We start from the raw sequence: 27,000 nt of genomic DNA, 5'->3' as shown, positions 1-27,000 counted from the left end.
ATGACGCAGACGGGACTCGCGGACTTCTCTTCGCCGGCCGACGACCCCGACGAGGGTGGGGGCGAGTCGGTAGACGAGGCAGCGATTGCCGAGGCCATCGCCGGAAACGGCGGGCCGCAGGTGACGGAGGTGGTCGCGGACGACCACGCGGGGTATCCAGACGCCGACGGCGTCGTCGAACTGATGATCACGCAGGTGGACTACACCATCGAGGGGCAGGGGCGCGAGGAGTACCCCGTCCTCCACGTGTTCGGACGCACCCCCGATAACACGGCCGAACACGTCCGCGTCCTCGGCTTCGAGCCGTACTTCTACGCGCCGACGGAGACGCTCTCCGACGCGGACCTCGACCGCGACGTCATCACCCGCACCGAGGAGGGGTTCGAGAGCATCCGGGGCGAGGCGCTGACCAAAATCTGTACCCGGACGCCGCGCGACGTCGGCCAGATTCGAGACGAGTTCGACCACTACGAGGCGGACATCCTCTTCCCCAACCGCCTGCTCATCGACAAGGACGTCGGCAACGGGGTCCGGGTGCCCGAACGACGCCTGGAGTCGGGGACGATTCAGATCCCACACGAGGAGGTTCACGGGACGGACGTCGACGCCGACCTCCGCGTGAACACCTTCGACATCGAGGTCGACGACCGCAACGGCTTCCCCGAAGACGGCGAAGAGCCCATCGTCTGTCTCACCAGCCACGACTCGTACGACGACGAGTACGTCGTCTGGCACGCCGTCGCCCCCGAGGGGAACGGCGAGTCGGTCGACTCCCTGCCAGGATACGAACCGCTCCAGGAGGAGACGAACGTCCGGGTCCGGTCGTTCGACGACGAGGCGGCCATGCTCGACGCGTTCCTCTCGCATCTCGAAGAGACCGACCCCGACGTCCTGACCGGCTGGAACTTCGAGGACTTCGACGCGCCCTATCTGTTGGACCGCCTCGACGTGCTGAACCCCTCCTGCGAGGCGGACCTCGCCGTCGAGCGCCTCTCCCGCGTGAACGAGGTGTGGCGCGGCGGGTGGGGTGGCCCCGACGTGAAGGGGCGCGTGGTGTTCGACCTCCTCTACGCGTACAAGCGGACGCAGTTCACCGAACTCGAATCGTACCGACTCGACGCCGTCGGTGAACTCGAACTCGACGTGGGAAAAGAGCGGTACTCCGGAGACATCGGCGACCTCTGGGAGGACGACCCCGAGCGCCTCCTGGAGTACAACCTCCGCGACGTGGAACTGTGCGTCGAAATCGACCGAAAGCAGGAGGTAATCGCCTTCTGGGACGAGGTGCGGTCGTTCGTCGGCTGTAAACTCGAGGACGCGCCCACTCCCGGCGACACCGTCGACATCTACGTCCTGCACAAGGTCCACGGTGAGTTCGCCCTCCCCTCGAAGGGCACGGTCGAGAGCGAGGAGTACGAGGGCGGCGCGGTGTTCGAACCCATCGTCGGCGTCAAGGAGAACGTCACCGTCCTCGACCTGAAGTCGCTGTACCCGATGTGTATGGTGACCATCAACGCCTCGCCGGAGACGAAGGTCACGCCGGCCGACTACGACTCCGAAGAGGCGTTCGAGGCGAACACCTATCGCGCGCCCAACGGGACCCACTTCAGGAGGGAACCGGACGGCATCATCCGGGAGATGGTCGACGAACTGCTCGACGAGCGCGAGCAGAAGAAGGCGCTGCGGAACGACCACCCCGCCGACTCCGAGGCGTACGAGCAGTTCGACCGCCAGCAGGCGGCGGTGAAGGTCATCATGAACTCGCTGTACGGCGTGCTGGGGTGGGACCGGTTCCGCCTCTACGACAAGGAGATGGGTGCGGCCATCACGGCGACAGGGAGAGAGGTCATCCAGTTCACCGAAGAGGTGGCAAGCGGACTGAACTACCAAGTCGCGTATGGAGACACCGACTCCGTCATGCTCGAACTCGGGCCCGACGTCTCGAAGGAGGAGGCCATCGAGCAGTCGTTCGAGTTAGAGGAGAACATCAACGCCGCGTACGACGACTTCGCACTCGAGGAGTTGGGTGCGGAGGAACACCGCTTCCAGATCGAGTTCGAGAAACTGTATCGGCGGTTCTTCCAGGCCGGGCGGAAGAAGCGCTACGCCGGCCACATCGTCTGGAAAGAAGGGAAGGACGTCGACGACATCGACATCACGGGGTTCGAGTACAAGCGCTCGGACATCGCGCCCGTGACAAAGGAGGTCCAGCAGAAAGTCATCGAGATGATCGTCACCGGCGAGGCCACGGACGACATCAAGACGTACCTCCACGACATCATCGAGGAGTTCGCGGACGGGCACCTCTCGCTCGACGACATCGGCGTCCCCGGCGGTATCGGCAAGCGCCTGTCGACGTACGAGAACGCCTCTGCGCACGTCCGGGGGGCGCGGTACGCGAACCTCCTCTTGGGGACGAACTTCGGTCGCGGCTCGAAGCCCAAACACGTCTACCTCGAGAAGGTCCACCCCGACTTCTGGCAGCGTATCGAGTCGGAACGGCCCGACATCACCGAAGACCCGCTCTACATGGAGTTCAAGCGCGACCCCGACGTCATCTGCTTCGAGTACGCCGACCAGGTCCCCGAAGCGTTCGCCGTCGACTGGGACAAGATGCTCGACAAGACGCTGAAAGGGCCCATCGCTCGTGTCATCGAGGCGCTCGGGATGACCTGGGACGAAGTCAAAAGCGGCCAGGAACAGACCGGCCTCGGCTCGTTCGTGTAAGCGACTGACGGCCGCCCGAATCGCCGAATCGACCACGAACGCCCCCCACACGGTCCACCCGTGACTTCGGGCGGCCGAAACCCGGACAGTTGTCGACTCACCCGCGGTGTTTCGGGATTCCCAAAATATATTTCTCCACTACGAAGCCGAGGATAGTAAATCCGTAAGCATTATGGAGCCAACTCCCCCACTTCCGAAAGAGGAACACCAGTAACAATGGCGACACTCGAAATCAAGGACCTCCACGCCGAGGTCGCGGAAGAAGACGGCGAAACGATCCTCCGCGGCGTCGACCTGGAAGTACGCTCCGGCGAGATTCACGCACTGATGGGCCCGAACGGGTCGGGTAAATCGACGACCGCGAAGGTCATCGCTGGCCACCCCGCCTACGAGGTGACCGACGGCGAGATCCTGCTCCACCTCGACGACGACGAGTTCGGCGAGGAGATCCCCGAAGACATGAAGACGTGGGACCTTCTCGAACTGGAGCCGAACGAGCGCGCCGCGCTCGGTATCTTCCTCGGCTTCCAGTACCCCGCGGAGATCGAGGGCGTCACGATGACGAACTTCCTCCGGCAGGCGCTCAACGCCAAGCTCGAAGAGCGAGAGGAGCTCTTCGAGGGCGACGAGGGCGAGGACGAAGAGGAAGAAGAAGCCGGCTACGACACCTCGCCGATGGAGGGGCCGGCCGACGACGGCGAGATCGGTGTCGCGGAGTTCCAGCAGCTCCTCAAGGAGAAGATGGAACTGCTCGACATGGACTCGAAGTTCGCCCAGCGGTACCTCAACGCCGGCTTCTCCGGCGGCGAGAAGAAGCAGAACGAGGTGCTGCAGGCGGCCATCCTCGAGCCCTCGATCGCCGTTCTCGACGAAATCGACTCCGGACTGGACATCGACCGCCTGCAGGACGTCTCGAAGGGCATCAACGCGCTCCGTGACGAGCAGGGGACGGGCATCCTCCAGATCACCCACTACCAGCGTATCCTCGACTACGTCGAACCCGACCACGTCCACATCATGCTCGACGGTCGCGTCGTCAAGAGCGGCGACGCCTCCCTCGCCGAAGAGCTCGAAGACCGTGGCTACGACTGGGTTCGCGAGGAAGTGTACGAGGCAGCGTAAGCGGACACACATCACACACACATCATGAGTTCCGAACAAGACCACCTCAAAGAGACAGACACCGAAGCCCGCTTCGAGTTCAAGAAGGACCAGAAGTCGTCCTTCCAGGCCGAAAAGGGTCTCACCGAGGAGACGATTCGCGTCATCTCCGAGGACAAAGACGAGCCCGAGTGGATGCTGGAGCGTCGCCTTCGCGCGCTGAAGCAGTTCCAGAAGATGCCGATGCCGACCGACTGGCCCGGCCAGCCGGACCTCTCGGAGGTCGACGTCGACCAGATCGTCCCGTACATCCGGCCCGACGTCGAAGTCCGTGGCGGCGTCGACGACTGGACCGACCTCCCCGACGACATCAAGGACACCTTCGACAAGCTGGGTATCCCGGAAGCCGAGAAGAACGCCCTCTCCGGCGTGGGTGCCCAGTACGAGTCCGAGGTCGTCTACCAGAACATGCAGGAACGCTGGGAGGAGAAGGGGGTCGTCTTCTGCAACATGGACAAGGCCGTCCAGGAGCACGAGGACATCGTCCGCGAGTACTTCATGACGAAGTGCGTGCCCCCATCGGACAACAAGTTCGCCGCGCTCCACGGGGCCATCTGGTCCGGCGGGTCGTTCGTCTACGTCCCCGAAGACGTGACGGTCGACATGCCCGTCCAGGCGTACTTCCGGATGAACTCGGAGGGGATGGGCCAGTTCGAGCACACGCTCATCGTCGCCGAGGAGGGCAGCGAGGTCCACTACATCGAAGGCTGCAGCGCGCCGAAGTACTCGGCGTTCAACCTCCACTCCGGCGGAGTCGAGGTCTTCGTCGGCGAGGACGCTCACGTCCAGTACTCGACGGTGCAGAACTGGTCGAAGAACACCTACAACCTCAACACCAAGCGCGCCATCGTCGAGAAGAACGGCCGCATGGAGTGGATTTCGGGCTCGATGGGCTCGAAGGCCACCATGCTGTACCCCGCCTCGATCCTCAAGGGCCGCGGTGCGTCGGACAACCACATCACCATCGCGTTCGCCGGCAAGGGTCAGAACATCGACACGGGCGCGAAGGTGTACCACAACGCTCCGGAGACGAAGTCGACCATCGAGTCGAAGTCTATCTCCAAGGACGGCGGCCGCACGAACTACCGCGGACTGGTCCACATCGCGGACGGCGCACACGACTCCTCGACGGCAGTCGAGTGTGACGCGCTGATGTTCGACAACGAGTCCACGTCGGACACGATGCCGTACATGGAGATCAACGAGTCGACCGTCGACGTCGCCCACGAGGCCACGGTCGGCAAGATCGGCGACGAGGACGTCTTCTACCTCCAGTCCCGTGGACTGGACGACGACGACGCCAAGCAGATGATCGTCTCGGGCTTCATCGAGCCCATCACGGAGGAGCTGCCCATCGAGTACGCGGTCGAGCTGAACCGTCTGGTCGAGCTCGAGATGGAGGGAAGCCTCGGATAGATGTCCGCGACACTGCCAGCCAACATCTCCGAAGAGACGGTACGGAAGCTCTCCGAGGAGCGCGGCGAGCCCGAGTGGCTCCTCGAGACACGCCTGAGCGCTCTGGCGGCGCTCCCCGACGTCGAGCTGCCGGACGTCATCCAGACGCCCGGCCGCCGGTGGACGAACCTCGAGCAGTTCGACTTCGAGGAACTCGTCGACCCGCTCGCACAGACCGAAGAGCGCGACCTCGTCGTCCCCGATTCGGACGTTGAGGTCCTCTCGTTCGTCGACGCGCTCGACGAGTACGAGGAGGTCGTCCGCGACTCCTTCGGGTCGGTCATCGACCCCGAGCGGGACTACCTGACCGCGCTCTCGGTGGCGCTGTTCTCCTCGGGGACGCTCGTGTACGTCCCCGAAGGCGTCGACGCCGAGGACGTGAAGATCCGGACCCGGATGGAGGGTCGGTCGCTGTTCAACCACACGCTCGTCGTCACCGAGGAGTCCGCGTCCGTGACGATTCTGGAGCGGCAGTCCTCCGAGCCCTACGACGGCGAGGGGATGCGTTACTACAGCGGCCTCGTCGAGGTCGACGCCGGCGAGAACTCCTACGTCCAGTACGGCTCCTTACAGGACCTAGACGAGGAGACGTACAACTACACGCTGAAGCGCGGCGACGCCGACACGTACTCCTCGGTCAACTTCATCGAGGGGAACATCGGCTCGCGGCTCACCCGCTCGGACATCGAGACCGAACTCAACGGCGACTCCTCGGAGACGAAGATCGTCGGCGCGTTCTTCGGTCACGACGACCAGCACTTCGACGTCAACGCCCGCGTCTGGCACAAGGGCGAGCATACGACGGCCGACCTCGTCACCCGCGGCGTCCTCGACGAGGAGGCCCGCTCGGTGTACGAGGGCGTCCAGGACGTCGGCCGCGACGCGTGGGACACCTCGTCGTACCAGCGCGAGAACACGCTGATGCTCTCGGACGACTCCGAAGCCGACGCCTCGCCAAAGCTCATCATCCACAACCACGACACCGAGGCGTCACACTCGGCGACGGTCGGACAGGTCGACAAGGAGGACCTGTTCTACATGATGTCGCGCACCATCCCGGAGCGACAGGCCCGCAACATGCTCGTCGAGGGCTTCTTCGTGCCCGTCCTCGAGGAGATCGAGGTCGACGAACTCCGCGAGGACCTCCAGGAAGCCATCGCGGCCCGCCTGCGGTAGCGCTCCCGACCGCGCGTTCGTTCTTTTTTCGGGTCGAACCGCCCCGGTCAGCCGAAGCGCACGTCGTCCGGCGGCGACGGCGCGGACTCGAGGACGGCGTACACCAGTTCGCACTGGCAGGTGTCACGGCGAGTCACCCAGTCGCACTCTTGGTCGTACGTGACGACCGACGCGTCCTCCAGCGCCGGGACGTGCGTGTGGTACAGCGAGAGGTACACCTCCCGCACCTCGTCCGGGTCGATGTCCCGTAACGGGGCGTTCGCCTCACGCTCTGCCACCCCGTCGGCGAGCGTGGGGAGGCTGAGCGACGGGTGTCGGTGGAGGTAGCGAACCGCCGCGCGTCGCCGCGTGTCGGCGAGGACGGCGAACGCTCGCGTCAGCGACTCGGGGCCGAGTGAGGGGCTGACGTCCGCAGGGTCGTGCGCTGTCATGCGGGGGTCGTGTCGGCGGTTGCGGCTACGCGAAATATGTTTTTTGCTTTCTGGGAGGGTACACAAAATAGTCGGGGAGACGGGACAGTCGTCGGTTCCGACCGATTCGGGGCGCTGGCGACGGTGTCGAGCGGGACGCGCCAGTCAGGGCGAGCCCAGCGGCACGCGCTCGCCGCGGGTGTCGCCACGGAGCCACACGTAGTCGGTGGCATCCATCTCGAACGTCACGCGGCCGTCCTCGATGGTGAAATCGCCGCCACCGACGACCCTCGTGGTCGCATCGGCCGGCGCGTCGAAGTCGACGGTCACGGTCCGTGGTTCGGCCGCGAGGTTGTGTGCGGTCAACAGCGCCGTCCGGCCCTGGTCGATGCGGTGGACCCACACCTCCTTCGGCTCGACGTCGACGATGGAGAACTCGCCCGTCGAGAGTTCCGTACACAGCGTCCGGGCGTCGATAAGGCGGCTGATGCGGTTGAGGAGCGAATCCGGGTCGGGACGCTGGTCGGCGACGTTGATCTCTTGATACCCGTACTGTCCCTCGTCGATGACGGGGTGGTAGAGGTCGGCCTCGCTCGCCGTGGAGAAGCCGCCGTGTTCGTTGTTCGACCACTGCATCGGCGTGCGGACCGACTCGCGCTCGGGGAGGTCGAGGTCCGCACCCATCCCGATCTCGTCGCCCGAGAGGACGACCGGCGTGCCCGGCAGCGCGAACATGAGGCTGTGCGCGCAGGCGATGCGGTCGTGGTCGCCGATGTAGAGGTCGGCGAGGCGGAGTCGGTGACCCCGGCCGAATATCCACGAGTCGCCGTCGTCGTCGCCGAAGAACTCGCGGGCGTGCGAGAACGCGTCCCAGGGGAGTTTGAGGAGGTTCCACTCGTCGTGGTTCCGCAGGAAGTTCGCCCACTGGCCCACGTCGGAGACGTCGGGGAGCACCTCGAACGAGCGGTACAGCGGCCAGGTGTCCTTGACACCCACGGCGTAGGTCAGGTGGGCGTTCAGGACGAAGTTGAACATGAGGTCGAACCCCTCACCCTCACCGAAGTAGCGGTCGAGATGTTCGGGTTCCTCGTCGGCCTCGGCGATGAGTATCGCGTCGGATTTCGCCTCGTCGACCCACGAGCGCATCCGCTGGAAGAAGCCGATGCCCTCGTCGAGGGTGGTCGCGTTGTGCCCCTTCGGCATCATCATCGGGTGGGCGGCGTCGATCCGGAAGCCGTCGACGCCGAGGTCGAGCCAGAACTCGAGGACGTTCCGAATCTCCTGTTGGACCGCGGGGTTGGAGACGTTCAGGTCCGGCTGGAAGCCGTAGAACTGGTGGAAGTAGTGTTTGCCCGCGCGGTCGTCGTACGACCAGACGCCGTCTTCGTACTCGGGGAAGATGTTCCCACGTTTGTGCGCCGACTCGAGGTGGCTCGTCCAGAGGTAGTAGTCGTGGTACTTCGAGCCGGCGTCCTCGCGAGCGCGCTGGAACCAGCGGTGCTGGTCGGAGGTGTGGTTGAACACCATGTCGCAGAGGACGCGGATGCCCCGACTGTGGGCGGCCTCGACGAAGTCGACGAAGTCGCCGAGGGTTCCCACGCGGGAGTCGACGCCGTAGTAGTCGGCGACGTCGTAGCCGTTGTCCTCGAGGGGGCTGGGGAAGAATGGACGCAACCAGAGACAGTCGACGCCCAGGGTGTCGAGGTAGCCGAGGCGCTCTGTGAGGCCCTGGAAGTCCCCCCAGCCGTCCCTGTCGGCGTCGTTGAACGTCTTGACGTCGAGCGAGTAGACGACGGCGTCTCGGTACCAGTCGGGGTCGCCGTGCCGTGTGCGTGCCATAGCGACCTCACTGGTGGCGCACAATTAATTCACGTGGATTCACACGGCCAGCGTGAGCACGGTCACTCGTCGACAGAGGGCGGGCGCTGTGCGAGGCGGTCGAAGCGCGACTGGGCGTCCGCGGCGCGGCGGGCCGTCTCGTCGTCGCGGTAGGTGAGTTCGAAGCGGCGCTCGCCGACCACGAGGTCGAACACCGCGTCGACTCGTCGACCCGCGTCGGGGATCGCCTCGACCGGGAGGTCCAGTTGCGAGACGGCCTCGTCGTCGCGTTCGACGACGAGCACTGCCACTTCCGTCCCGGGAGCGTCTTCGAACCGGTCCAGCGTCGCCGTGTAGGTGCCTGGGTCGATCACGAGTAGCTGCGCTCCGTCACGACTCCACCGTCTGTCCGAAGCAAGGTAACCGTGTCGCCGTCGTTGTTCCACACCGGGCGGCCGGCGTCCCAGTAGCGGTCCGTCGCCGTGTCGGTCCCGTCGCCCGTCCGGACGGTCACCGACTCGCCGGGGTCGAGAGCCGTCCCCTGTGAGAACGTGTACCGCGCGCCGCTCTCGTCGGTGAGGACCCACCCCGAGAGGTCGACCCGCTCGGAACCGCGGTTCGTCACCACGACGTACTCGTCCGTGAGGTTCTCGCGGTCGTCCCCGGCGGCGTCGGCGTGAATCGTCGAAATCTCGACGCGCGTCTCGGGTGATGTCGTCGCCGCGCTCGTCGCTCCACCGCTTTCCGTGTCGCGGTAGGCGGCGCGGACGACGACGGGACCCCGAGTGTCGGGCGAGACGGGCGCGTCCACGCGGAGGTCACGTGGGCGAGTGGTCGCTGCCGCCTGCGTGGCGACCTCGAACACCGCGCCGTCACTGGTGGCGACGATGGTGCCGTGCGTCCCCGTCCAGTAGGTCGGCACCGACCGGGCGGCGAGTCGTCCCAACACCTCCTCGTGAGGGTGACCGTACCGGGAGTCGTAAGCAGCGGAGACGACGGCGGCGTTCGGCGTCGCGGCGTTGAGCAGCGCCGCACTGGTGCTCGAACTGCTGCCGTGGTGGCCCACTTTCAGCAGGGTGACGTCGAGCGCTGCCTCGTGATTCTCGACCAGGTACGGCTCCTCGGCGGGTCCAGCGTCACCCGTGAGGAGCACGCTCGTCCGCCCGAAGGCGACGCGAAGGACGATACTGTTGTCGTTGCGCTCGCCATCGGCGAGGTACGGCTGTGGGGGGCCGAGCACCGTCACTCGCGCGCCGTCGAGCGGGATGCGGTCACCCGCGAGCGTTCTGTACAGCGGGACGTCGTACTGCTCGACGGTGTCGAGGTAGCGGTCGTACGTCGCCGTCGACGCGGCGACGCCCGGGTCGTAGACCGCCCCAACACCTCGTTTCTCGGTCTCGTAGTACTCGATGACGGCCGCGTGTCCACCGATGTGGTCGGCGTCGGCGTGGGTCGAGACGAGCGCGTCGATGCGGTCGACCCCCTGCGAGTCGAGGTAGTCGATGACGTGCGCGCCGTCGTCACGGAAGTCGCCCGTGTCGACCAGAACCGTCTCACCCGCCGGCCCGACGATGAGCGTGCTGTCCCCCTGACCGACGTTGATGAAGTGGACCGACAAGGTGCCGGAGACGTTCGCCGCGGCGGCCGTCCCGTCCGATGGCTGTCCCTCCCCGTCGGGTGTGGCAGTCGCTGTGACCTCCGGGGCGGAAGACGGCGAGCCGGTGCCGGCAGTACAGCCGGCGAGGACGAGCAACCCGACGACCACGAGGACCGAGAGGGGGTGAGCACGAGAGCGCATCTCCGGAGAGAGGCGGCGAGGGGACTTGAGACTGTGGCACCTCCCGGCGCGGGTCGGCTGGTGAGAGCGTCGACACCGGGGACTCGTCGAGACAGGACCGGTCAGCGAGGGAACCGCTTAAGTCGGTCACACACTACCCCCCGAGTATGACCGTCAGGGGACGCATCGTGGAGGGTCGGCTCCCGTGAGCGTCGGGAACCGCGTGACCTCGGACCACCAACTGGCACGGCTCCTTCAGATCGGCATCGTCTTGGAGGAGGTCGTCGAGGCCCGCGCGCAACACCACACGGGAACGCTCGAAGAGCCCGACGACGAGATCGAGGCGTTGCTCGTCGAGGCGGCCGAGGAGTCGGCGCTCCACCGCGAACGACTCGAGGCCATCGTCGACGAACTCGACGTCGACACCATCCCGTTCGAGGAGGTGAACGCGCTCGTCGAGGCCCAGTACGGCCAGACGAAACCAGAGGACTTCGACGGCGTGCTGTACGACCAGCTCTGCAACGAGGAGACGGCGTACAAGTTCTACGACGACCTCATCGGTGCAATCCGCGCCAGTGACGTCCCGTTCAGCATCGACCGCGACCGGTTGCTCGAGACGCTCGTCGCCATCCGCGAGGAGGAAGCAGACGGCGTCGAAGCGGTGACGAAGATCATGGAGCGTCGCGAATGAACCCGGACGCGTCGTTCGACGACCGTGACGACGGCGCCCCGAACGAGACGACCCGCCCGCAGGAGGAGACCACATGAACACCGCAGACCAGTACGTCAAGGCGATCTACCTGCTCCAGGAGATGGAAGACGGCCCCGCGTCGACCGGTGCGCTCGCGGACATGCTCAACGTGAGCCCCGCGAGCGCCAACGAGATGATCGGCAAACTCGAAGGGAGAGGCCTCGCCGAGCACGAGAAGTACAAGGGCGTCCGCCTCACCGACGAGGGTATCATCAACGCTCGGGAGGCGCTGCAGACGTACTGCATCATCGAGCGCTTCCTCGCGAACGTCCTCGACGTCGAGGAGTTCCGCGCCGAGGCGCGCGAACTGGAACCCGTCATCGACGAGACGGTGGCAGAACGACTCGACACCATCATCGAACGCAACGCGGAGTGTCCCGACTGCTTCGACCCCGAGACCGACGCCTGTCGGTATCTCGAGATTCCGTCGGAGAACCCGGCGGATTGAACGGGACGGACCGTTACACACAGACCAGAGATTCAAGAGAGCGTGGTTTGTTACGCTGTTATGGACTGCCCGACGTGCAGTAGATCGGTTCGCACCGAAAGCGGGCTACGTCAACATCACTCGAAAGTACACGGTGAGTCGCTCCCAAACCGTACCTGTGCTGACTGCGGTGTGGAGTTCTACGATCCCAAGTCACAGCGAAAGTACTGCGATAACTGCAACCCGAACGCTGGAAAAAACAACGGAAACTGGAGGGATAGTAGAGAAACAGCAGTGTGTCGAATCTGTGAAACCCGGTTCGACTACTACCCCTCGAACAAACGGGGGGTCTACTGTTCGAGATGTGTCAAGCAGGCAGTCGGCCTCTTGGCTAAAACCCAGCACGTCCAGCGCGGATAACCACCAACTGCGAGCAGTGTGGCTCCGTCCTCCGTATTCAGGAATGGAGGAGAGCGAGGAATTCCTACGGAGTGTTCTGTTCGTCGGCCTGTTACGGGCAGTGGTTGTCGGAAAACATCGTCGGAGAGAATCATCACCAGTCGAAGGGTGGTTCTCTCGATTACGGCACTGGCTGGTGGAAGGCACGCCGCGAAGCCCTAGAACGTGACGACTATCGCTGTGTTCGTTGTGAGAAGACGGCCGACGAGTTAGAACAGAACCCCGATGTCCACCACATCAAACCAGTCCGTGAGTTTGAGAACCCCGAGGAGGCACACACACTTACAAACCTCGTCTCACTCTGTCGAAGTTGTCACTGCCTCGTTGAGAGTGATACTAGCAGCGTCACTCGTTTCAAAGGGTAAGTCTATTGTATAAGCGAGAGTACCGTTCAATCGCACACTCGCATCCGGAACAGGCGGTGACGGTGCCGTACATCGTAGAGCATATGACCGTCGGTGTCTATCGCAAAGAGTGAGTGCAGTCCCGTGGTGTAGTGGCCAATCATAATGGCCTTTGGACACGCTACTGGAGTTGACCAGGCGTGGAAGCCAGCCATTGACGGCGGTTCGAATCCGCCCGGGACTATCTTCTCCCGAAGGTACGTGAGCGAGAGGTATCCGTCCCGGAGTCGAGTCCAGACGACGAGCGAACGGTCACGCCACGAGATCGAGTCTCCGTCCCCTCGTCCGAGTCGACGCTATGTCCGTGCGGGCAACCGACGACTTCCCGGTCAGTCGTCGGCCGGTGCGGCCTCGGGTGGTTCGGTGGTGGACTTCGGGTCGATGCCACGCCGGTTCGCGTCGAACTCCGAGAGGCCGTAGACGAGTCCGACCAGCGACACGACGCCGACCGCGAGCAGGGCGAACGGCGTGATACGGGTGTACCCCCACACGAGCATCAACACGAGCGCCACGATGGCGACTGTCGTCGCGTAGTAAAACTGCGTGCGGACGTGGTCGATGAGGTCGGCGCCGGTGAAAGTCGACGACAGCACCGTCGTGTCGGAGATGGGCGAGGAGTGGTCGCCGAAGATGGCACCCGAAAACACCATGCCGACGATGGCCGCGACCATGGTGTGGCTGCCGGTGAGGTTCCACGCCACCGGAACGGCGATCGGGGTCACGATCGCCATCGTACCCCAGGAACTCCCGGTCGAGAAGGCGATGAACGCGGCGGTGAACAACACAGCGACCGGCAGAATCTCGGGAGACAGGAACTGCTCGACCAGCGTTGCGATGTACGCGCCCGTGCCGAGTCCCCCGTCTTCGACGGGCGCGACGACGTTGCCGATGCTCCACGCGAGGACGAGAATCGTCACCGCGGTCAGCATGATGCCGAAGCCGTCGATGGTCGTGTCGACGCTCTCGCTCAGCGAGAGGATGTTGTAGACGTAGCCGAGTGCGTACGTCGAGACGACCATCGCGAACGAGCCGAAGATGAGCGCCACCGCGTAGTCGGCACCGGTGACGACGTCGTACAGCGACGCGCCCGGTTCGTACCCGGTGTACAGCGCCGAGCCGATCGTGACCGAGATGAGCACCACGATGGGCAGGAAGAACGACACCAGTCGCGGGTCGTCGATGTTCGGCTTCCCGAGTTCGGCCTCGACGTCCTGCATCGGCCGGGCGTCGTCACGAGTCACCTTGCCGGTTTCGGCGGCGCGGTGTTCGGCGGTGAGCATCTCGCCGTAGTCTCGCTGACTGAGCACGATGATGCCGACCATGGCGATGGCCAGAATCGCGTACATGTTGTAGGGGATCGACTGCAGGAAGACCCCGAACGAGTCCGGAATCTCGCTCTCGGCCAGGTCGGTCGCTGCGTAGCCCGACTCGATCATCGACAGCTGGAAGGCCACCCACGAGGAGATCGCCAGCGTCGCGACCGGCGCGGCGGTCGAGTCGACCAGGTACGAGAGCTTCTCGCGGGAGATGTTCAGGTGGTCCGAGACGTCTTTCATCGTACTCCCGACGACCGCGGTGTTCGCGTAATCGTCGAAGAACAGGACCACACCGAGTATCCACGCCGCGGCACCAGCCTTGCGCTTGGTGTCGATTCGTTCGATGGCGAAGTCCCGAACGGCGTGTGACCCTCCCAACCGCCAGATCATCGCGACCGACGAGCCGAGCAGCAGCGTGAAGACGATTATCTGCGCGTGAAACACGCTCTCACCGATCGCCGCTGCGATCCAGTCGAAGGTCTGTCCGAGGCCGACCCCACCGGTGAGGATGATACCCCCGGCCCAGATGCCGACGAACAGCGACAGGACTGCTTTCCTCGTGACGATCGCGAGCACGATAGCCAACAGCGGCGGGACGAGTGATAGTGCACCAAACTCTGACATATGTACACACACCACAAGATAGTACATAAAACCCTGCCGAAATCGAGCCGATGTTTAATGGCATGGGGAGTGAGATACTCTGCATGACGGGCGTTCTGGTTCCGTTCGACGGTTCGAAGCTCGCGGTCGAAGCGCTCCGGTTCGCCTACGAGCGCTTTCCGGAAGCGGAGGTGACGGCGCTGTTCGTCGTCGACACGAGCGTCACGTACCAGCCGGAGCGGTACGTGGGCGTGAAGCTCGGCGAGATCTACGAGCAACGTGAAAAGGAGGGCGAGGACCTGCTCGAGGAGGCCGAGTCGATCGCTGCCGAGTTCGACGCCCCGTTGACGACGGTCGTCGAGCGGGGTCGACCCTGGCAGGAGATTCTCGAGTACGTCGACGACCACGACATCGACCACGTCGTCCTCGGGAGTCACAGCCGAGACTTCCTCGAGCGGTTCTTCGTCGGCAGCGTCGCCGAACGGGTCGTCGACCGGATTCCCGTCCCAGTGACCCTCATCCGGTGAGCAGTCCGGCCGACACGTGACACGCGCGGCGTCGTCCGTGGCTACTCTGTGTCCGCTTCCTCTCGCGAGGAGAGGTTGAGCCGTCTGCTGAGTCGCCGGGAGACGATTCGCTCGACCATCTCGACCAACTCCTCGTCGCCACCGTCGCTGGCGAGGTCGGCGAACAGACCGAGCGGGACGTGCCCGCCGGCCATCTGGCGGTGGCCGCCGGCGCTTCCCACGTCGGAGAACGCCTCGTCGAGGACGTTGCCGACGTGGACGCGCGAGTCGGTCGAACGGGCGCTGAGTTCGACGCTGTCGTCGATGAGGCCGAAGACGATGCAGGTCTGAACGCCCTCGACCTCCGAGAGGTAGTCTGCGGCCTGCGGGATGGCGTCGCGCTCTGTCGTCCACCCGGTGTGGCTGAGGAGCGTCGACCCGCGGACCGTCCGGTTGTCGATGGCGTCGCTGATGGCGTCGACCGTCGACTCGCTGACCGCGGGGTGGGCGAGTCGGCGCAACAGTTCGGTATCGAGGTGGCCGTGGAGCCGTTCCGCGGCCGCGAACTCGGCGCTCGTCGCCCCCCGGAGGAACGTCAGCGTCTCGCGCCGGATGGCGAACATGAGCGCCGTCGCGAGCGCCTCCGACGTCAGGAGGTCGAGTTCCGAGAGATACTCCGTCATGATGGTCGCCGTCGCACCGATGGCCTCCCGGTGGTCGACGTAGGACGCGTCGACACCGTCGGCTGTGTGGTGGTCGATGACGATGTCCACCGACGTCTCCTGGGGCACCTCGTTGTTCGCTCCGGGGCGAGAGTGGTCGACGAACGCGACGAGGTCGGCTGTATCGAGGTCGCCGACGGCGAAGCGCGTCAGGTCGAGGTCGAGGAGGTTCACGAACGCCCGGTTCTGCTGGTGGGAGATCGAACCGCTGTACAGCACGTCGACGTCCGTGAGTCCCGCGTCGTGAGCGATTACCTCGAGCGCCATGGCGCTGGCGAGGCTGTCGGGGTCGGGGTTGTTGTGACAGACGACCGCAAGCGAGTCGTGGCCCGCGAGGAACTCGGCGAGGGCAGGTCCACTGGGCATACGGGTCGGTTGGGCCGAGAGGGTCAAGGCTCTGTGGGCGCGAGACGCCGCGAACGAACGGACTGGACGAGACCGAGAGAAGACGAGCAAGCGGGAGCGCGCGTGAGCGTTCGCTTCCGTCCGACGAGCGACGTCGCGAGGCCGACACCCGACAGTCCACGGACGCCGAGCGGACGCGTCAGCGGGCGAGTCTCACTCGTCGAGGTGTTCGATACCCTGCTTGGAGACGTTCGCCTTGGTGATGACTTCGGGCATCCAGTCGGGCGCGTCGTCGGGCGCCTCCTCCTTCCAGGCCCAGCCGTGGTAGATGTGGACCTTGTCGGTCCCGCGCTCGCGAAGTCGCAAGACGGCCTTGTCGTCGACCTCGTCCTCGCTCGGCGCGGGATGGAGTCGGCGGGCCGCTTTGAGTGCCGCCTGTCGGGGCGTTCGACCGCTGAACACGCTGTCTTCGGTACCGTCCTCTTCGCGGAGCACGAAGTTCCGCTTGCCGTCTTCACGGACCATACCACCCCTCACACTGCCAAGGTTAATAAAACCACCAGACGGAACGGACCTCCACTGCGCAGTCGTGCGGTTTCTATCTGACAGTACGAGATGACGTTTTGACGGGAAACCGGGCGGCGGTGCTACGAGAGGACGAACTCGATGCGCTCTTCGCCGGTACCCTTCGTCTCCCGGCCGACGACCTCGACGGACCCGATTGCACCCGTCGACGCGACGTGAGTCCCCGCACACGCGGTCCGGTCGTACGCCGTTCCGTCCGGCCCGACGACCTCGACGATGCGGACCTCGGTGATGGAGTCGGGGAGCAGGTGCAGGCGCGTCCGCTCCGGGTCGAGCCGTCGCTCGGCTTCGCCGCGGTCGAGGACGTACCATTCGACAGGGAGGTCCGCGGCGACGAGGTCGTTCAGCCGCGCCTCGATGTCCGCGAGGTCGGTGGCCGAGAACCGCGGGTACGCACAGTCGAGGTGGGCGTGGTCGGCGTACAGCTGGTTACCGGTCGTCTCGGCGTCGAACGCTTCGAGCAACACCGCCGAGAGGAGGTGTTGAGCCGTGTGATAGCGCATGTGTGCGTACCGACGCTCCCAGTCGAGTTCGCCCACGAGCGACGTCCCGGCCGTGGGCGGGTTCCCGTCGACCATGTGGTGAATCGTGTCGCGTTTCTCGACGCCAGTGACCCGCCAGGTGGTCTCCGTGACGGGGTCTCGGAGGACACCGGTGTCAGACGGCTGGCCGCCGCCAGTCGGGTAGAAGCAGGTCCGGTCGAGCACGACCCGGTCGTCGAGTGCGCGTTCGACGTGTGCCTCGAACGTCCGCTGTCGCGTCTCGGCCAGGTACAACGCGTCGGTCATACCGGGACGGACGGGGGGCACGGACTTACCCACGTCGCTCATATCTCCGCGACACGCTGCGTCGAAACCGTCGTAACGCCTAAGAGCGGAAGAACCGTTTTGCGATGTAATGAACTATCAGAGACGATTCCGGAGCGGGAGGTGTTGCCGTGGGCGTTGAGATCCAAGAGTCGCCCGTCTCGGAGAACGCGTTCGAGGAGATGAAGGCGTTCGTGTACGACTACCTCGACGCGAGCGTCGAGAACGAGGACGACGGCGGGCGCATGCGGTGGTACCCCTGGCACAGTGCGGAGTACCGCTACAACCACATCCTCAACGTGGTCGACCTCGCCGTGCACATCGCCGAACGCGAGGGCGCTGACGTGGACGTGGTCACCATCGCCGCGCTGTTTCACGACATCGCCAAACTCGAAGCCGACCAGGAGGTCCACGCCGAGGAGGGTGCGCGTGTCGCCCGCGAGTACCTCACGACACACGGAGACTTCACACAGTCGCTCATCGAACAGGTGTGTCAGGTCGTCTCCGAACACTCCTATCAGGGGCCGCTCTCGGACGTCTCACTGGAGACGCGCTGTCTCATCGAGGCCGACATCATCGACAAGGTCGGTGCCAACGGCACCGCGTTGATGCTCCTGCGGATGGGCTACGAGGCGCGGACCCACATGGACGCTGCCGAGATGGTCCAGCGGGTCCTCGAACGCGGCAAGGACGCGTCCCGACGGGTCGAGTCCGACACCGCCGAGAGCCTCGTCCACCAGCGGCTCACCCGGGTGAAGTGGTTCCAAGAGTGGCTCGAGGAGGAGGTCCCGAACATGGACCACGAGGGCTTCGGCGAGTAGCGCGGGCGACGAGCCCTCAGAGCGTATCGAGCACGCCGAGGACGCGGGCCTCGTTCTCCCGACTGGGGCCGACGTCGCTCCCGTCACGGTCGCTCTCGCGGTGGTCGGCCGCTGTCGCGAGCATCGCCGACGAGAGCGGCGTCGACTCCCAGCCGAGTCGCGTGAGCTTCGCCGTCGACATGACGTGCGGATACGACCGATAGAGCGGGAAGTCGGTCGGCGCGAGTCCCCCCGCAGCGAGTTCCCGCTCGCCGGCGGTCACGACTTCGACGTCGGTCCCCATGGCGTCCGCCGCGAGATCGACGTACTCGCGCAGGGTGGTGAGGCGACGGTCCCCGACGTTGTACGCCTCGCCTGCGGTTCCTTCTTCCGCGACGAGTCGCATCGCCTCGGCGACGTCGGGAGCGTAGACGCGGTGCCAGACGTTCGTCCCGTCGCCGGGGACGAGCACGCGGTCGTGGTCGTGGACGCGCGCGAGCCAGTAATCCGTTCGCTCCGTGTAGTCGTGCGGGCCGTAGACGACACAGGGGCGGACCGACATCGCGCGGACGCCCTGTTCGGCGGCCTCGAACACCACGCGGTCGCCCGCGGCCTTCCGCGCACCGTACGAGTCCGGAGACTCGTCGGTCGCCTGCGCCGGCGTACAGGGCTTCAACCCCGTCTCGCCCTCGCGTTTCGGAATCACCTCGTCGCCGTACGCCGCCCCGCTGGAGACGTAGACGTACGCCTCGGCGTCGGCGAACACGTCGACCGCCGTCTCGACGTCTCCGGGATGGTACGCGACGAGGTCGAACACCGCGTCGTAGTCGACAGTCATCGCCGCCGCCTGGAGGTCGGTTTTGACCCCTCTGTCGCCCTGGACGTGGTCGACGTACTCGTGGGCGGCGAAGGGGTTCTCGTGGGTCCCGCGGGTGAACAGTGTGACGTGATAGTCGTGGTCGAGGAGGTGCTCGACGAGATGGCGGCCGATGAAGCGCGTGCCACCGATGACGAGTACGGAGTCCATACCACCCCCTGCGAACGCGGGCAGTAAAGCGTGTCACTCCTGAGGCGAGCGGAGGGAAGTAGCATCGCTCCGGCAAAGAGTGCGGACAGGTGGCGCGTCTCAGCGTTCAGGCGCTGCACGGAACGGACACACCACACGACCGCAGACGTTCCGTGGCCTCGTTCTGGCGCACACGGCCTGATGGTCTCGGTATCGGAGATAAACGTTCGGTCGAGACGAGCGTTGAGAAGTCGAGTCGGAACGAGTCGGACGCGTCAGTCGTCGCTCGTCGTCGCGACGCTGCCCGATTCGGTGTCGACTGCGGAGGCGCTCGCCTCTTCTGGGAGGTCGGTACGAACGTCGTCTCGCGCCCGCTCGGCGATGACCTCGGCGTACGCGTCGGGCATCACCTTCACGAACGCCTGGCTCACGTCGGCCCACTCGTCGAGCATCCACGCGGCGCGGTCGGAGCCGGTGTACTCGGCGTGGTTCTCGACCAGTCGGCGGAGCATCGCCTCGTCCGCTTCGTCGAGCGTGTCTTCGAGCGAGACCATGCCGGTGTTGGCCGTGCGGGCGAACGTGTCGTCGGGGTCGTAGACGTACGCGACCCCGCCAGACATCCCCGCTGCGAAGTTCTTGCCCGTGTCACCGAGCACCGCGACGACGCCGCCGGTCATGTACTCACAGCCGTGGTCGCCGACGCCTTCGACGACCGCCTTGACCCCGGAGTTCCGAACGGCGAAGCGCTCGCCTGCGACCCCGTTGATGTACGCCTCGCCCTGCGTCGCCCCGTACAGCGCGACGTTGCCGATGAGGACGTTCTCGTCGGCGACGTATGCGGCCGTCTCGGGCGTCCGGACGATGAGCTTCCCGCCGGAGAGCCCCTTGCCGACGTAGTCGTTGCAGGCACCTTCGAGCCGCATCGTCACGCCGCTGGCGAGGAACGCGCCGAACGACTGGCCCGCGACGCCCTCGAAGTCGATGCTGATGGTGTCGTCGGGCAGGCCGGTGCCGCCGTACGCTTTCGAGATGCGGTTCGAGAGCATCGCCCCGACGGCCCGGTCGACGTTCGAGATGTCGGACTGGATGCGGACGCCGCGCCCCTCGTTGAGTGCGGGTTGGGCCTGTTCGATGAGGTCGTGGTCGAGTTGTGTCGCGAGGTCGGCGTGACGCTGCGCTTCGGTCTTGTACCGCGGTCCCGGCGCGGGCTCGGCGATGACTGCCGAGAGGTCGAGATGCTTGGCCTTCGGGTGGTCGGTCTCGCGCTGGCGGAGCAGCGAGGGGCGACCGACCATCTCGTCGACCGTCCGGAAGCCGAGTTCGGCCATGATCTCTCGAAGCTCCTGGGCCATGAACGTCATGTAGTTGATGACGTGCTGGGGCTTACCGGGGAACCGTTCTCTCAGCTTTTCGTTCTGGGTCGCCACCCCGACCGGACAGGTGTTCTCGTGGCACTGGCGGGCCATCACACAGCCACCCGTGACGAGTGCGGCCGTCCCGAAGATGTACTCCTCGGCTCCGAGGAGCGCCGCGACGGCGACGTCGCGGCCGGTCATCAGGCCACCGTCGGTCGAGACCTTGATACGCGAGCGGAGGTTCGTCGCCCGCAGCATCTGGTTCGCCTCGGCGAGGCCGAGTTCCCACGGGAGACCCGCGTTCTTGATAGAGGTCTTCGGGGAGGCACCCGTCCCACCGGAGTCGCCCGAGATGTGGACCACGTCGGCGTTCGCTTTGGCGACACCGGCCGCGATGGTGCCGATGCCCGCCTCGGAGACGAGTTTGACGTTGATGTCGGCGTCGGGGTTGGCGACCTTGAGGTCGTGGATAAGCTGCTTGAGGTCCTCGATGGAGTAGATGTCGTGCAGCGGTGGCGGCGAGATGAGGCCGACGCCCGGCGTCGAAAAGCGGACGTGTGCGATCATCTCGTTGACCTTCTTTCCGGGGAGGTGCCCGCCCTCGCCGGGCTTCGACCCCTGGGCCATCTTGATCTGGATCTCCTCGGCGTTCGTCAGATACTCGGAGGTGACGCCGAAGCGGCCGGAGGCGACCTGCTTGACGGTACACTCCTTCTCCGTGTTGAACCGCTCGGGCGGTTCGCCGCCCTCGCCGGAGTTCGACTTGCCCCCGAGACGGTTCATCGCGATGGAGTTGTTCTCGTGGGCCTCGGGAGAGAGCGACCCGAGCGACATGGCCGCCGTCGAGAAGCGCGTGACGATGTCTTCGACCGGTTCGACCTCCGCTAAGGGAACGGGGTCGCGGTCGGAGTCGAACTCCAGGAGGCCACGGAGCGTCTGCAGTTCCTGGGTCTGGTCGTTCACGAGTTCGGCGAACTCGCCGTACTTCTCGTAGCTGCCCGACCGGGCGGCTTGCTGGAGCGTCCCGACGGTCTGGGGGTTCCAGCGGTGGTGCAGTCCGCTCGAACGGTTCTCGTACTCGCCGGATCGGTCGAGTTCGGGGTCGGCACCGAAGCCGACCGCGTGGCGCGTGAGGAGGTCCTCTTCGATCTGCGGGAGGCCGATACCCTCCGTGCGAATCTCGGTCCCCTCGAAGTACTCCTCGACGAAGTCGGAGTCGAGACCGACCGCCTCGAATATCTGCGCGCCCTGGTACGACTCGACGGTCGAGATACCCATCTTCGCCATCGTCTTCAGGAGGCCGTCCTCCAGCGCCTTCTTGTACGCCGCGATGGCCTCGGCCTCGTCCGCACCGTCGGGACCGGCGACGATGTCGCAGATGGTCTGGTACGCGAGGTAGGGGTTGACCGCGTCGGCACCGTAGCCGACGAGGGTCGCGATGTGGTGGACCTCGCGGGGGTCACCCGACTCGAGGACGAGTCCGGCATGGTTTCGAAGCCCGTTTCGGACGAGGGCGTGGTGGACCGCGCCGGTGACCAGCAGACTGGGTGCCGCGACCCGGTCCTCGCCGATGGTCCGGTCGGAGAGCACGACGACCGTTGCGCCCGCGTCGATGGCCGCCTTCGCGTCGTCGCGGATACGTTCGATGGCGTCCGTCAACGCGACGCCCTTCTCGTAAGTGATGTCGACGACGGCCGAGGAGACGTCGCCGTCGAGCCCCCTGATACCCGCTAACTGGGCGTCCGTGAGGACGGGCGAGTCGAGGACGAGCTGCTGGGCGTGTTCGGGGCTCTCGTCGAGGAGGTTCCGCTGGTATCCGAGCCTCGATTCGAGCGAGGTGACGAGCTCCTCGCGGATGTAGTCGAGCGGCGGGTTCGTCACCTGTGCGAACAGCTGCTTGAAGTAGGTGAACAGCGGGCGGTTGAAGTCCGAGAGGACCGACAGGGGGGTGTCGTCGCCCATCGACCCGACGGGGTCTTTCCCCGACTGGGCCATCGGCTCGATGAGATGACTGAGCTGGTCGTGCGTGTAGCCGAACGCCGCCTGCTGTGCGCGGAGATGGTCGACCCGGGCGTGGGGGAGCATGTCGCCGTCGTCGACGACGTCGGCGAGTTCGACCTGGTGTTCACTGACCCACTCGCCGTACTTCTCGTCGGTGAGCTGGTCGAACACCTCCTCGTCGGGGATGACTCGCCCCTCCGCGGGGTCGGCCATGAACAGTTGACCCGGTTGGAGCCGGCCGCGTTCGCGAATCTCACTCGGGTCGGTGTCGAGCGCACCCACCTCGGAGGCCATGACGAGCGTGTTGTCGGTGGTGATGTCGTAGCGGCACGGCCGGAGACCGTTCCGGTCGAGTACCGCGGCGACCCGGTCGCCGTCGGTCGCCGCGACGAGCGCGGGGCCGTCCCACGGCTCGATGAGCGAGGCGTGGAAGTCGTACCAGTCTTTCCGTTCCTGGGCCATCTCGTCGTCACCCTCGAACGCCTCGGGGATGAGCATCCGGAGGACGTGCGGGAGCTCTCGTCCGGTGTTGAGGAGGAGTTCGATGGCGTTGTCGACGGAGGCGGTGTCGGACTGGCCCGGGTCGTTGATGACGGGTTTCAACGTCTCCAGGTCGCCCCCGAAGGCGGGGTCGGCGAGGTCGGTCTCCCGCGCGCGCATCCAGTTGATGTTCCCCTGGATGGTGTTTATCTCGCCGTTGTGGATGACCTTCCGGTACGGGTGAGCGAGGTGCCACGCGCCGAGCGTGTTCGTCGAGAAGCGCGCGTGCACGAGTGCGAGCGTCGTCTTCACGCGCTCGTCACCGAGGTCCGGGTAGTAGTCCGCGACCTGCTCACCCTTTAGGAGGCCCTTGTACACCAGCGTCTTTCGGTCGAGCGAACAGACGTAGAAACGCTCGGCCCCGGCGACGGTGGACGTCTCGACCGCCTTCTCGACGGCGCGGCGGCCGACGTACAGCGCGCGGTCGAACGCCGCCGTCGACTGGTCCGCGGCGGGTGCGACGAACACCTGTCGAACGTCGGGTTCGGATTCGAGTGCCGTCTTGCCAAGGTCGCCGTTCTCGGTCGGGACGTCGCGCCAGTCGAGCACCTCGACGCCGTGGTCTTCGAGCGTCGACTCGACGACCGCTTCGAGCGCCCGACGGTCGTCGCCGTTCTGTGGCATGAAGACCGAACCGACCGCGTACGTCTCGGGGAGGTCGATGTCGACGACTGCCGCAAAGAACTCGTCGGGGCGCTGGATGAGGATACCCGCGCCGTCGCCGGTGTCCTCCTCGGCACCGGTGGTGCCTCGGTGTTCGAGGTTCGCTAAGAGTTCGAGACCGTCCGCGACGACGTCGTGCGAAGACCCGCCGTCGAGGTCGATGACAGCCCCGACGCCGCAGTTCGACCGTTCGTCCGTGGGGTCTGCGAGCCCCGCCGACGCGGCGTGGGTGTCTCTGTGTGGCTTGGTCATACCCCCTTGTTGGACCTCGCACTTATCAGGCTACTCATGAAGGGATAAGGGTGTGTTAATCACATATAAGGTAATAATATCAATCCCGTATCCGGCGCGGACACCATCGACGGTCGCCGAACGGGACGAACGACCGTGTAGGTCTCGGGCTGCCCGTACGCACGGCTCGGCCAGCCGGGAAGGGACCCACGGAGCGTCGACGAACCGGCGCGTGTCGGCGGCGGCGCGGGTGTGCGTCGAGCGACGAATCAGTACGACTTCGCGAAGTACGCCGTCTCGACGGCAGCCTCGTCACAGATGGCACACGCTTCGCCCTCGTGGATGGGCTCACCGGATTCGTCGTCGCCGTACAGCGGCACCATGACAATCTCGGCGGCGATCTGGTCTTTGATTTCGGTCTCACACGCCTCGTCGCCGCACCACGGGGCCTTCACGTAGCCGCCGTGACGCCCGAGCGTTCCGAGGACATCGGCTCGCGAGTCGGCCTCGCGAACGGCACCGTCGAGGGTCTCCTCGGCGGCGGCGTACAGCTTGGCGAACACCTCGTCGAGGTGGTCTTCGACGGTGTCGGCGACGTGTGCTCTCGGGACCTCGTGTTTCTCGCCGTCGGGACGGTGTGCGAGCGTGAGCGCACCGTCGTCGACCTCGTTCGGGCCGATTTCGATGCGGAGCGGGACGCCCTTCAGCTCCCACTCGTTGAACTTGAAGCCGGGGTTACGCTCGTCGCGGTCGTCGAGTTCGACCCTGAACCCTGCCTCTTCGAGGTCCGCGGTGACGCTCTCGGCGTAGTCGAGCACCTGCTCTTTGGTGTCCGACTGCCAGATGGGGACGACGACGACCTGTTCGGGGGCGATCGTGGGGGGAAGGACGAGTCCTTGCTCGTCGGAGTGCGTCATGATGAGCGCGCCGAGCGCGCGCCACGAGAGCCCCCACGAGGTGGTGTGGGCGACCTGTTCGTCCTCGTTCTCGTCCGTGTAGTGGATGTCGAACGCCTCGGCGAACGAACTCCCGAGGTGGTGGCTCGTCGCCCCCTGTACGGTCTTGCCGTCGGGCATCAGCGCCTCCACCGTCGTGGTGGTGTGTGCGCCGGGGAACTTGTCGTGGTCTGGCTTCTGTCCGCGGAGGACGGGGATGGCGAGGACGTCCTCGTAGATGGACTGGTACTGGTCGAGGCGGAGGATGGTCTCCTCCCACGCCCCGTCGTGTGTGGCGTGGGCGGTGTGGCCCTCCTGCCAGAGGAACTCCTTCGTCCGGAAGAACGGCTTGGTCTCCGTCGCCTCCCACCGCACGACGGAGGCCCACTGGTTCACGCGCAGGGGAAGGTCGCGGTGGCTCCGGACCCACTGGCTCATGTACGGTGCGATGATGGACTCGCTCGTGGGGCGGACGGCGAGTCGTTCCTCTAACTCCTCGTGCCCGCCGTGGGTGACCCACGCCACCTCGGGGTCGAACCCCTCGACGATGTCCTTCTCGCGTTCGAGATACGACTCGGGGATGAAGAGCGGGAAGTAGGCGTTCTGGACACCCGTCGCCTTGAACTTCGCGTCGAGGTGACGCTGGAGGCGCTCCCAGAGGGCATAGCCCCGTGGACGGGTGATGATGAAGCCGCTCATCCCCTCGGGGGCGTAGTTCGCCAGTCCCGCCTTCTGGACCACTTCGGCGTACCACTCGCCGGTTCGGTGTGATTTCGACTCGGTGATGCCGAGTTCCTGGTCGTCAGTCATTGGCGGTGCGTTGCGTCAGCGCCGTCTTAAAGACCCCGAACCGTTCAATCCGGGCGTCGACCACCGACCGGACCGCCCGACGCCGCCGACCCCGTCGGACGGTCGTGTACGTTCCAGTCATCCAGGGGATAGTTACTTGTTAGCAATCGACGTATGTCGAACGGGGATGTCAGCGTCGACAAACAGTCCCGAGCGGTACTCCCGCCCGGGACAGACGACGGGGAGACGACTCGAACTCTGGATACAGCCGGGGGCTCGCGAGGACGAGGCCAGTCGGCTCGTGAGACGGGCGCGGGCACTCGAGTCCGAGGGGTGCGTCGAGGCGGTCGAAGTCCGTGAGTGGGACGCCCATCAGGACCTCTCGTCACGCCTGCACAGCCACCGCGAGCAGGAGGCGCGGGTCGCGCTCCAGGCGTTCAAACGATGGGCGTGGCAACACGGCTCTGAACTCTCCGGATTCGGCGAGCGCCGCCGCGCCGGTCGCGGTCGGATGGGACCCGAGTACGTCACCCAGCGCGTCCCGCGCGTCCTGCTCGCAGAGTATCAACACGGCGTGCTGGTGAACGTCACGCCCTGTGACCGTCGGGCGCGGTGTATCTCCGAACGGCTGGCAGGGCTCGAAGCCGAGCGCGAGCAGTCCTCGCGCTCGCAACTGCTCGGTTGACGCGCCGCGTCACTCGCCGTCTTCGCCCGGGACGGACACCGAGAACGGGTCCGTCTCGCGCCAGGACCACCCGGGGAGCCGCGTCTGAAACCCCGCGGCGAGGGCCGCATCGAGGTCGTCGGCACCGGCGCTACCGTCGGTGTGCGTGAAGACGTCCGCGAAGTGGAACGTCGCCTGCGCGAGCAGCGCGAGCGGCTGTCCACCGGCGATGGTCGCCGCGAGCTCCCGGCCGAGAATCTCGTCGACCACGAACCCCGGGTAGTCGTCCTCGACGTCTAGGTCGCGGAGGATGCCGATGTAGGCGGCGACGTTGACCGCTCGCTCACCGTCGGCGAACACGGTGTCGACCTCCGCGCGGTACTGTGTCTCCGTGACGGGGTCGACGGTGACGCCGAACACCTCGCCGAGTCGTGCGCGCGTCTCGTTGATGACGACCACCACTCGCGGGGCCCGTTCTCGTGTCCACTCGTACTCGTGTTCGACCCGGTCGGCGGTGAGTCGCATGGTGGGTCGAGGTGAGGGGGGCACTTCGGGTTTGCGAAGGCTT

General features: G+C 65.6%; 22 protein-coding genes and 1 tRNA gene. 11 read left to right on the top strand and 12 right to left on the bottom strand.

Annotation, left to right across the window (positions count from 1 at the left end):
• The 4 genes from E6N53_RS00600 (at position 1) to sufD (ending at position 6,519) form a co-directional block, all read left to right on the top strand.
• Positions 1 to 2,727, top strand: a complete 2,727-nt coding sequence (locus tag E6N53_RS00600; protein WP_142856067.1) for a DNA-directed DNA polymerase — start codon at positions 1 to 3, stop codon at positions 2,725 to 2,727.
• Between the two features lie 216 nt (positions 2,728 to 2,943).
• Positions 2,944 to 3,849, top strand: coding sequence for an ABC transporter ATP-binding protein (locus tag E6N53_RS00595; RefSeq protein WP_142856065.1), 906 nt, complete (start codon positions 2,944 to 2,946; stop codon positions 3,847 to 3,849).
• A 24-nt stretch (positions 3,850 to 3,873) separates the two neighbouring features.
• On the top strand, positions 3,874 to 5,304 hold the full coding sequence (gene sufB / locus E6N53_RS00590) for a Fe-S cluster assembly protein SufB (RefSeq protein WP_142856063.1): 1,431 nt from the start codon (positions 3,874 to 3,876) through the stop codon (positions 5,302 to 5,304).
• Positions 5,305 to 6,519: a Fe-S cluster assembly protein SufD gene (gene sufD, locus E6N53_RS00585; RefSeq protein WP_136588528.1), complete on the top strand. Its 1,215-nt coding sequence runs from the start codon at positions 5,305 to 5,307 to the stop codon at positions 6,517 to 6,519. It begins immediately after the preceding gene.
• 47 nt (positions 6,520 to 6,566) lie between these two features.
• On the opposite strand, the gene E6N53_RS00580 is transcribed toward sufD, so the two are convergent.
• The 4 genes from E6N53_RS00580 to E6N53_RS00565 form a co-directional block, all read right to left on the bottom strand.
• Positions 6,567 to 6,950 carry a DUF7344 domain-containing protein gene (locus E6N53_RS00580; protein WP_136588527.1) on the bottom strand — a complete coding sequence of 128 codons (384 nt, stop codon included), beginning with the start codon at positions 6,948 to 6,950 and terminating at the stop codon, positions 6,567 to 6,569.
• A 144-nt stretch (positions 6,951 to 7,094) separates the two neighbouring features.
• Entirely contained in the window at positions 7,095 to 8,768 is a 1,674-nt protein-coding gene (locus E6N53_RS00575) for an alpha-amylase family protein (protein ID WP_142856061.1), read from the bottom strand.
• Between the two features lie 62 nt (positions 8,769 to 8,830).
• On the bottom strand, positions 8,831 to 9,121 hold the full coding sequence (locus tag E6N53_RS00570) for a DUF3006 domain-containing protein (RefSeq protein ID WP_142856059.1): 291 nt from the start codon (positions 9,119 to 9,121) through the stop codon (positions 8,831 to 8,833).
• On the bottom strand, positions 9,118 to 10,545 hold the full coding sequence (locus E6N53_RS00565; protein ID WP_142856057.1) for a lamin tail domain-containing protein: 1,428 nt from the start codon (positions 10,543 to 10,545) through the stop codon (positions 9,118 to 9,120). The genes E6N53_RS00570 and E6N53_RS00565 overlap by 4 nt, the downstream gene beginning before the upstream one ends.
• 184 nt (positions 10,546 to 10,729) lie before the next feature.
• On the opposite strand from E6N53_RS00565, the gene E6N53_RS00560 reads away from it, so the two are divergent.
• The 4 genes from E6N53_RS00560 to E6N53_RS00545 all read left to right on the top strand — a co-directional run bounded on the left by E6N53_RS00560 (position 10,730) and on the right by E6N53_RS00545 (position 12,749).
• Positions 10,730 to 11,215, top strand: coding sequence for a ferritin-like domain-containing protein (locus E6N53_RS00560; protein WP_142856055.1), 486 nt, complete (start codon positions 10,730 to 10,732; stop codon positions 11,213 to 11,215).
• A 73-nt stretch (positions 11,216 to 11,288) separates the two neighbouring features.
• A complete protein-coding gene (locus tag E6N53_RS00555; RefSeq protein WP_136588522.1) occupies positions 11,289 to 11,723 on the top strand; it encodes a metal-dependent transcriptional regulator in 435 nt (144 codons plus the stop codon).
• Between the two features lie 470 nt (positions 11,724 to 12,193).
• Complete coding sequence (locus E6N53_RS21200; RefSeq protein ID WP_236642289.1) at positions 12,194 to 12,526, top strand: HNH endonuclease; 333 nt, start codon at positions 12,194 to 12,196, stop codon at positions 12,524 to 12,526.
• Positions 12,527 to 12,643: 117 nt separating this feature from the next.
• A tRNA-Gln gene (locus E6N53_RS00545) sits at positions 12,644 to 12,749 on the top strand.
• 145 nt (positions 12,750 to 12,894) lie between these two features.
• On the opposite strand, the gene E6N53_RS00540 is transcribed toward E6N53_RS00545, so the two are convergent.
• A complete protein-coding gene (locus E6N53_RS00540) occupies positions 12,895 to 14,505 on the bottom strand; it encodes a Na+/H+ antiporter NhaC family protein (protein WP_142856053.1) in 1,611 nt (536 codons plus the stop codon).
• Between the two features lie 83 nt (positions 14,506 to 14,588).
• Here E6N53_RS00540 and E6N53_RS00535 point away from each other — a divergent pair, with 83 nt between their 5' ends.
• The gene (locus tag E6N53_RS00535) at positions 14,589 to 15,011 is read left to right on the top strand and encodes a universal stress protein (RefSeq protein WP_161596494.1); all 423 of its coding nucleotides are present in this window, start codon (positions 14,589 to 14,591) and stop codon (positions 15,009 to 15,011) included.
• A 41-nt stretch (positions 15,012 to 15,052) separates the two neighbouring features.
• Here the strand turns inward: E6N53_RS00535 and E6N53_RS00530 are convergent, their stop codons facing one another.
• The 3 genes from E6N53_RS00530 to E6N53_RS00520 form a co-directional block, all read right to left on the bottom strand.
• Complete coding sequence (locus E6N53_RS00530; protein WP_142856048.1) at positions 15,053 to 16,078, bottom strand: DHH family phosphoesterase; 1,026 nt, start codon at positions 16,076 to 16,078, stop codon at positions 15,053 to 15,055.
• Between the two features lie 192 nt (positions 16,079 to 16,270).
• Positions 16,271 to 16,582 (bottom strand): non-histone chromosomal MC1 family protein, encoded by a 312-nt coding sequence (locus tag E6N53_RS00525; RefSeq protein WP_136588517.1) that lies wholly within the window; start codon positions 16,580 to 16,582, stop codon positions 16,271 to 16,273.
• Positions 16,583 to 16,704: 122 nt separating this feature from the next.
• Positions 16,705 to 17,430 carry an alanyl-tRNA editing protein gene (locus E6N53_RS00520; protein WP_142856045.1) on the bottom strand — a complete coding sequence of 242 codons (726 nt, stop codon included), beginning with the start codon at positions 17,428 to 17,430 and terminating at the stop codon, positions 16,705 to 16,707.
• 149 nt (positions 17,431 to 17,579) lie between these two features.
• Between E6N53_RS00520 and E6N53_RS00515 the strand changes: the two genes are divergently transcribed.
• On the top strand, positions 17,580 to 18,269 hold the full coding sequence (locus E6N53_RS00515) for an HD domain-containing protein (RefSeq protein ID WP_142856043.1): 690 nt from the start codon (positions 17,580 to 17,582) through the stop codon (positions 18,267 to 18,269).
• 16 nt (positions 18,270 to 18,285) lie between these two features.
• Here the strand turns inward: E6N53_RS00515 and E6N53_RS00510 are convergent, their stop codons facing one another.
• The 3 genes from E6N53_RS00510 to proS form a co-directional block, all read right to left on the bottom strand.
• Positions 18,286 to 19,275, bottom strand: coding sequence for an NAD-dependent epimerase/dehydratase family protein (locus E6N53_RS00510; RefSeq protein ID WP_142856041.1), 990 nt, complete (start codon positions 19,273 to 19,275; stop codon positions 18,286 to 18,288).
• Between the two features lie 254 nt (positions 19,276 to 19,529).
• The gene (gene gltB / locus E6N53_RS00505; RefSeq protein WP_142856039.1) at positions 19,530 to 24,065 is read right to left on the bottom strand and encodes a glutamate synthase large subunit; all 4,536 of its coding nucleotides are present in this window, start codon (positions 24,063 to 24,065) and stop codon (positions 19,530 to 19,532) included.
• A 248-nt stretch (positions 24,066 to 24,313) separates the two neighbouring features.
• Positions 24,314 to 25,789 (bottom strand): proline--tRNA ligase, encoded by a 1,476-nt coding sequence (gene proS / locus E6N53_RS00500; RefSeq protein WP_142856036.1) that lies wholly within the window; start codon positions 25,787 to 25,789, stop codon positions 24,314 to 24,316.
• A gap of 166 nt (positions 25,790 to 25,955) precedes the next feature.
• Between proS and E6N53_RS00495 the strand changes: the two genes are divergently transcribed.
• Complete coding sequence (locus E6N53_RS00495) at positions 25,956 to 26,453, top strand: HTH domain-containing protein (protein ID WP_142856034.1); 498 nt, start codon at positions 25,956 to 25,958, stop codon at positions 26,451 to 26,453.
• 9 nt (positions 26,454 to 26,462) lie between these two features.
• Here the strand turns inward: E6N53_RS00495 and E6N53_RS00490 are convergent, their stop codons facing one another.
• Positions 26,463 to 26,957 (bottom strand): DUF7984 family protein, encoded by a 495-nt coding sequence (locus E6N53_RS00490; RefSeq protein WP_142856032.1) that lies wholly within the window; start codon positions 26,955 to 26,957, stop codon positions 26,463 to 26,465.
• Positions 26,958 to 27,000: the final 43 nt, after the last annotated feature.

The sequence above is a fragment of the Salinigranum halophilum genome, assembly GCF_007004735.1.
GTDB classification, from domain to species: domain Archaea; phylum Halobacteriota; class Halobacteria; order Halobacteriales; family Haloferacaceae; genus Salinigranum; species Salinigranum halophilum.
Note: the sequence above shows the minus strand (reverse complement) of the source record. Positions and strands in the feature narration are given on the sequence as shown.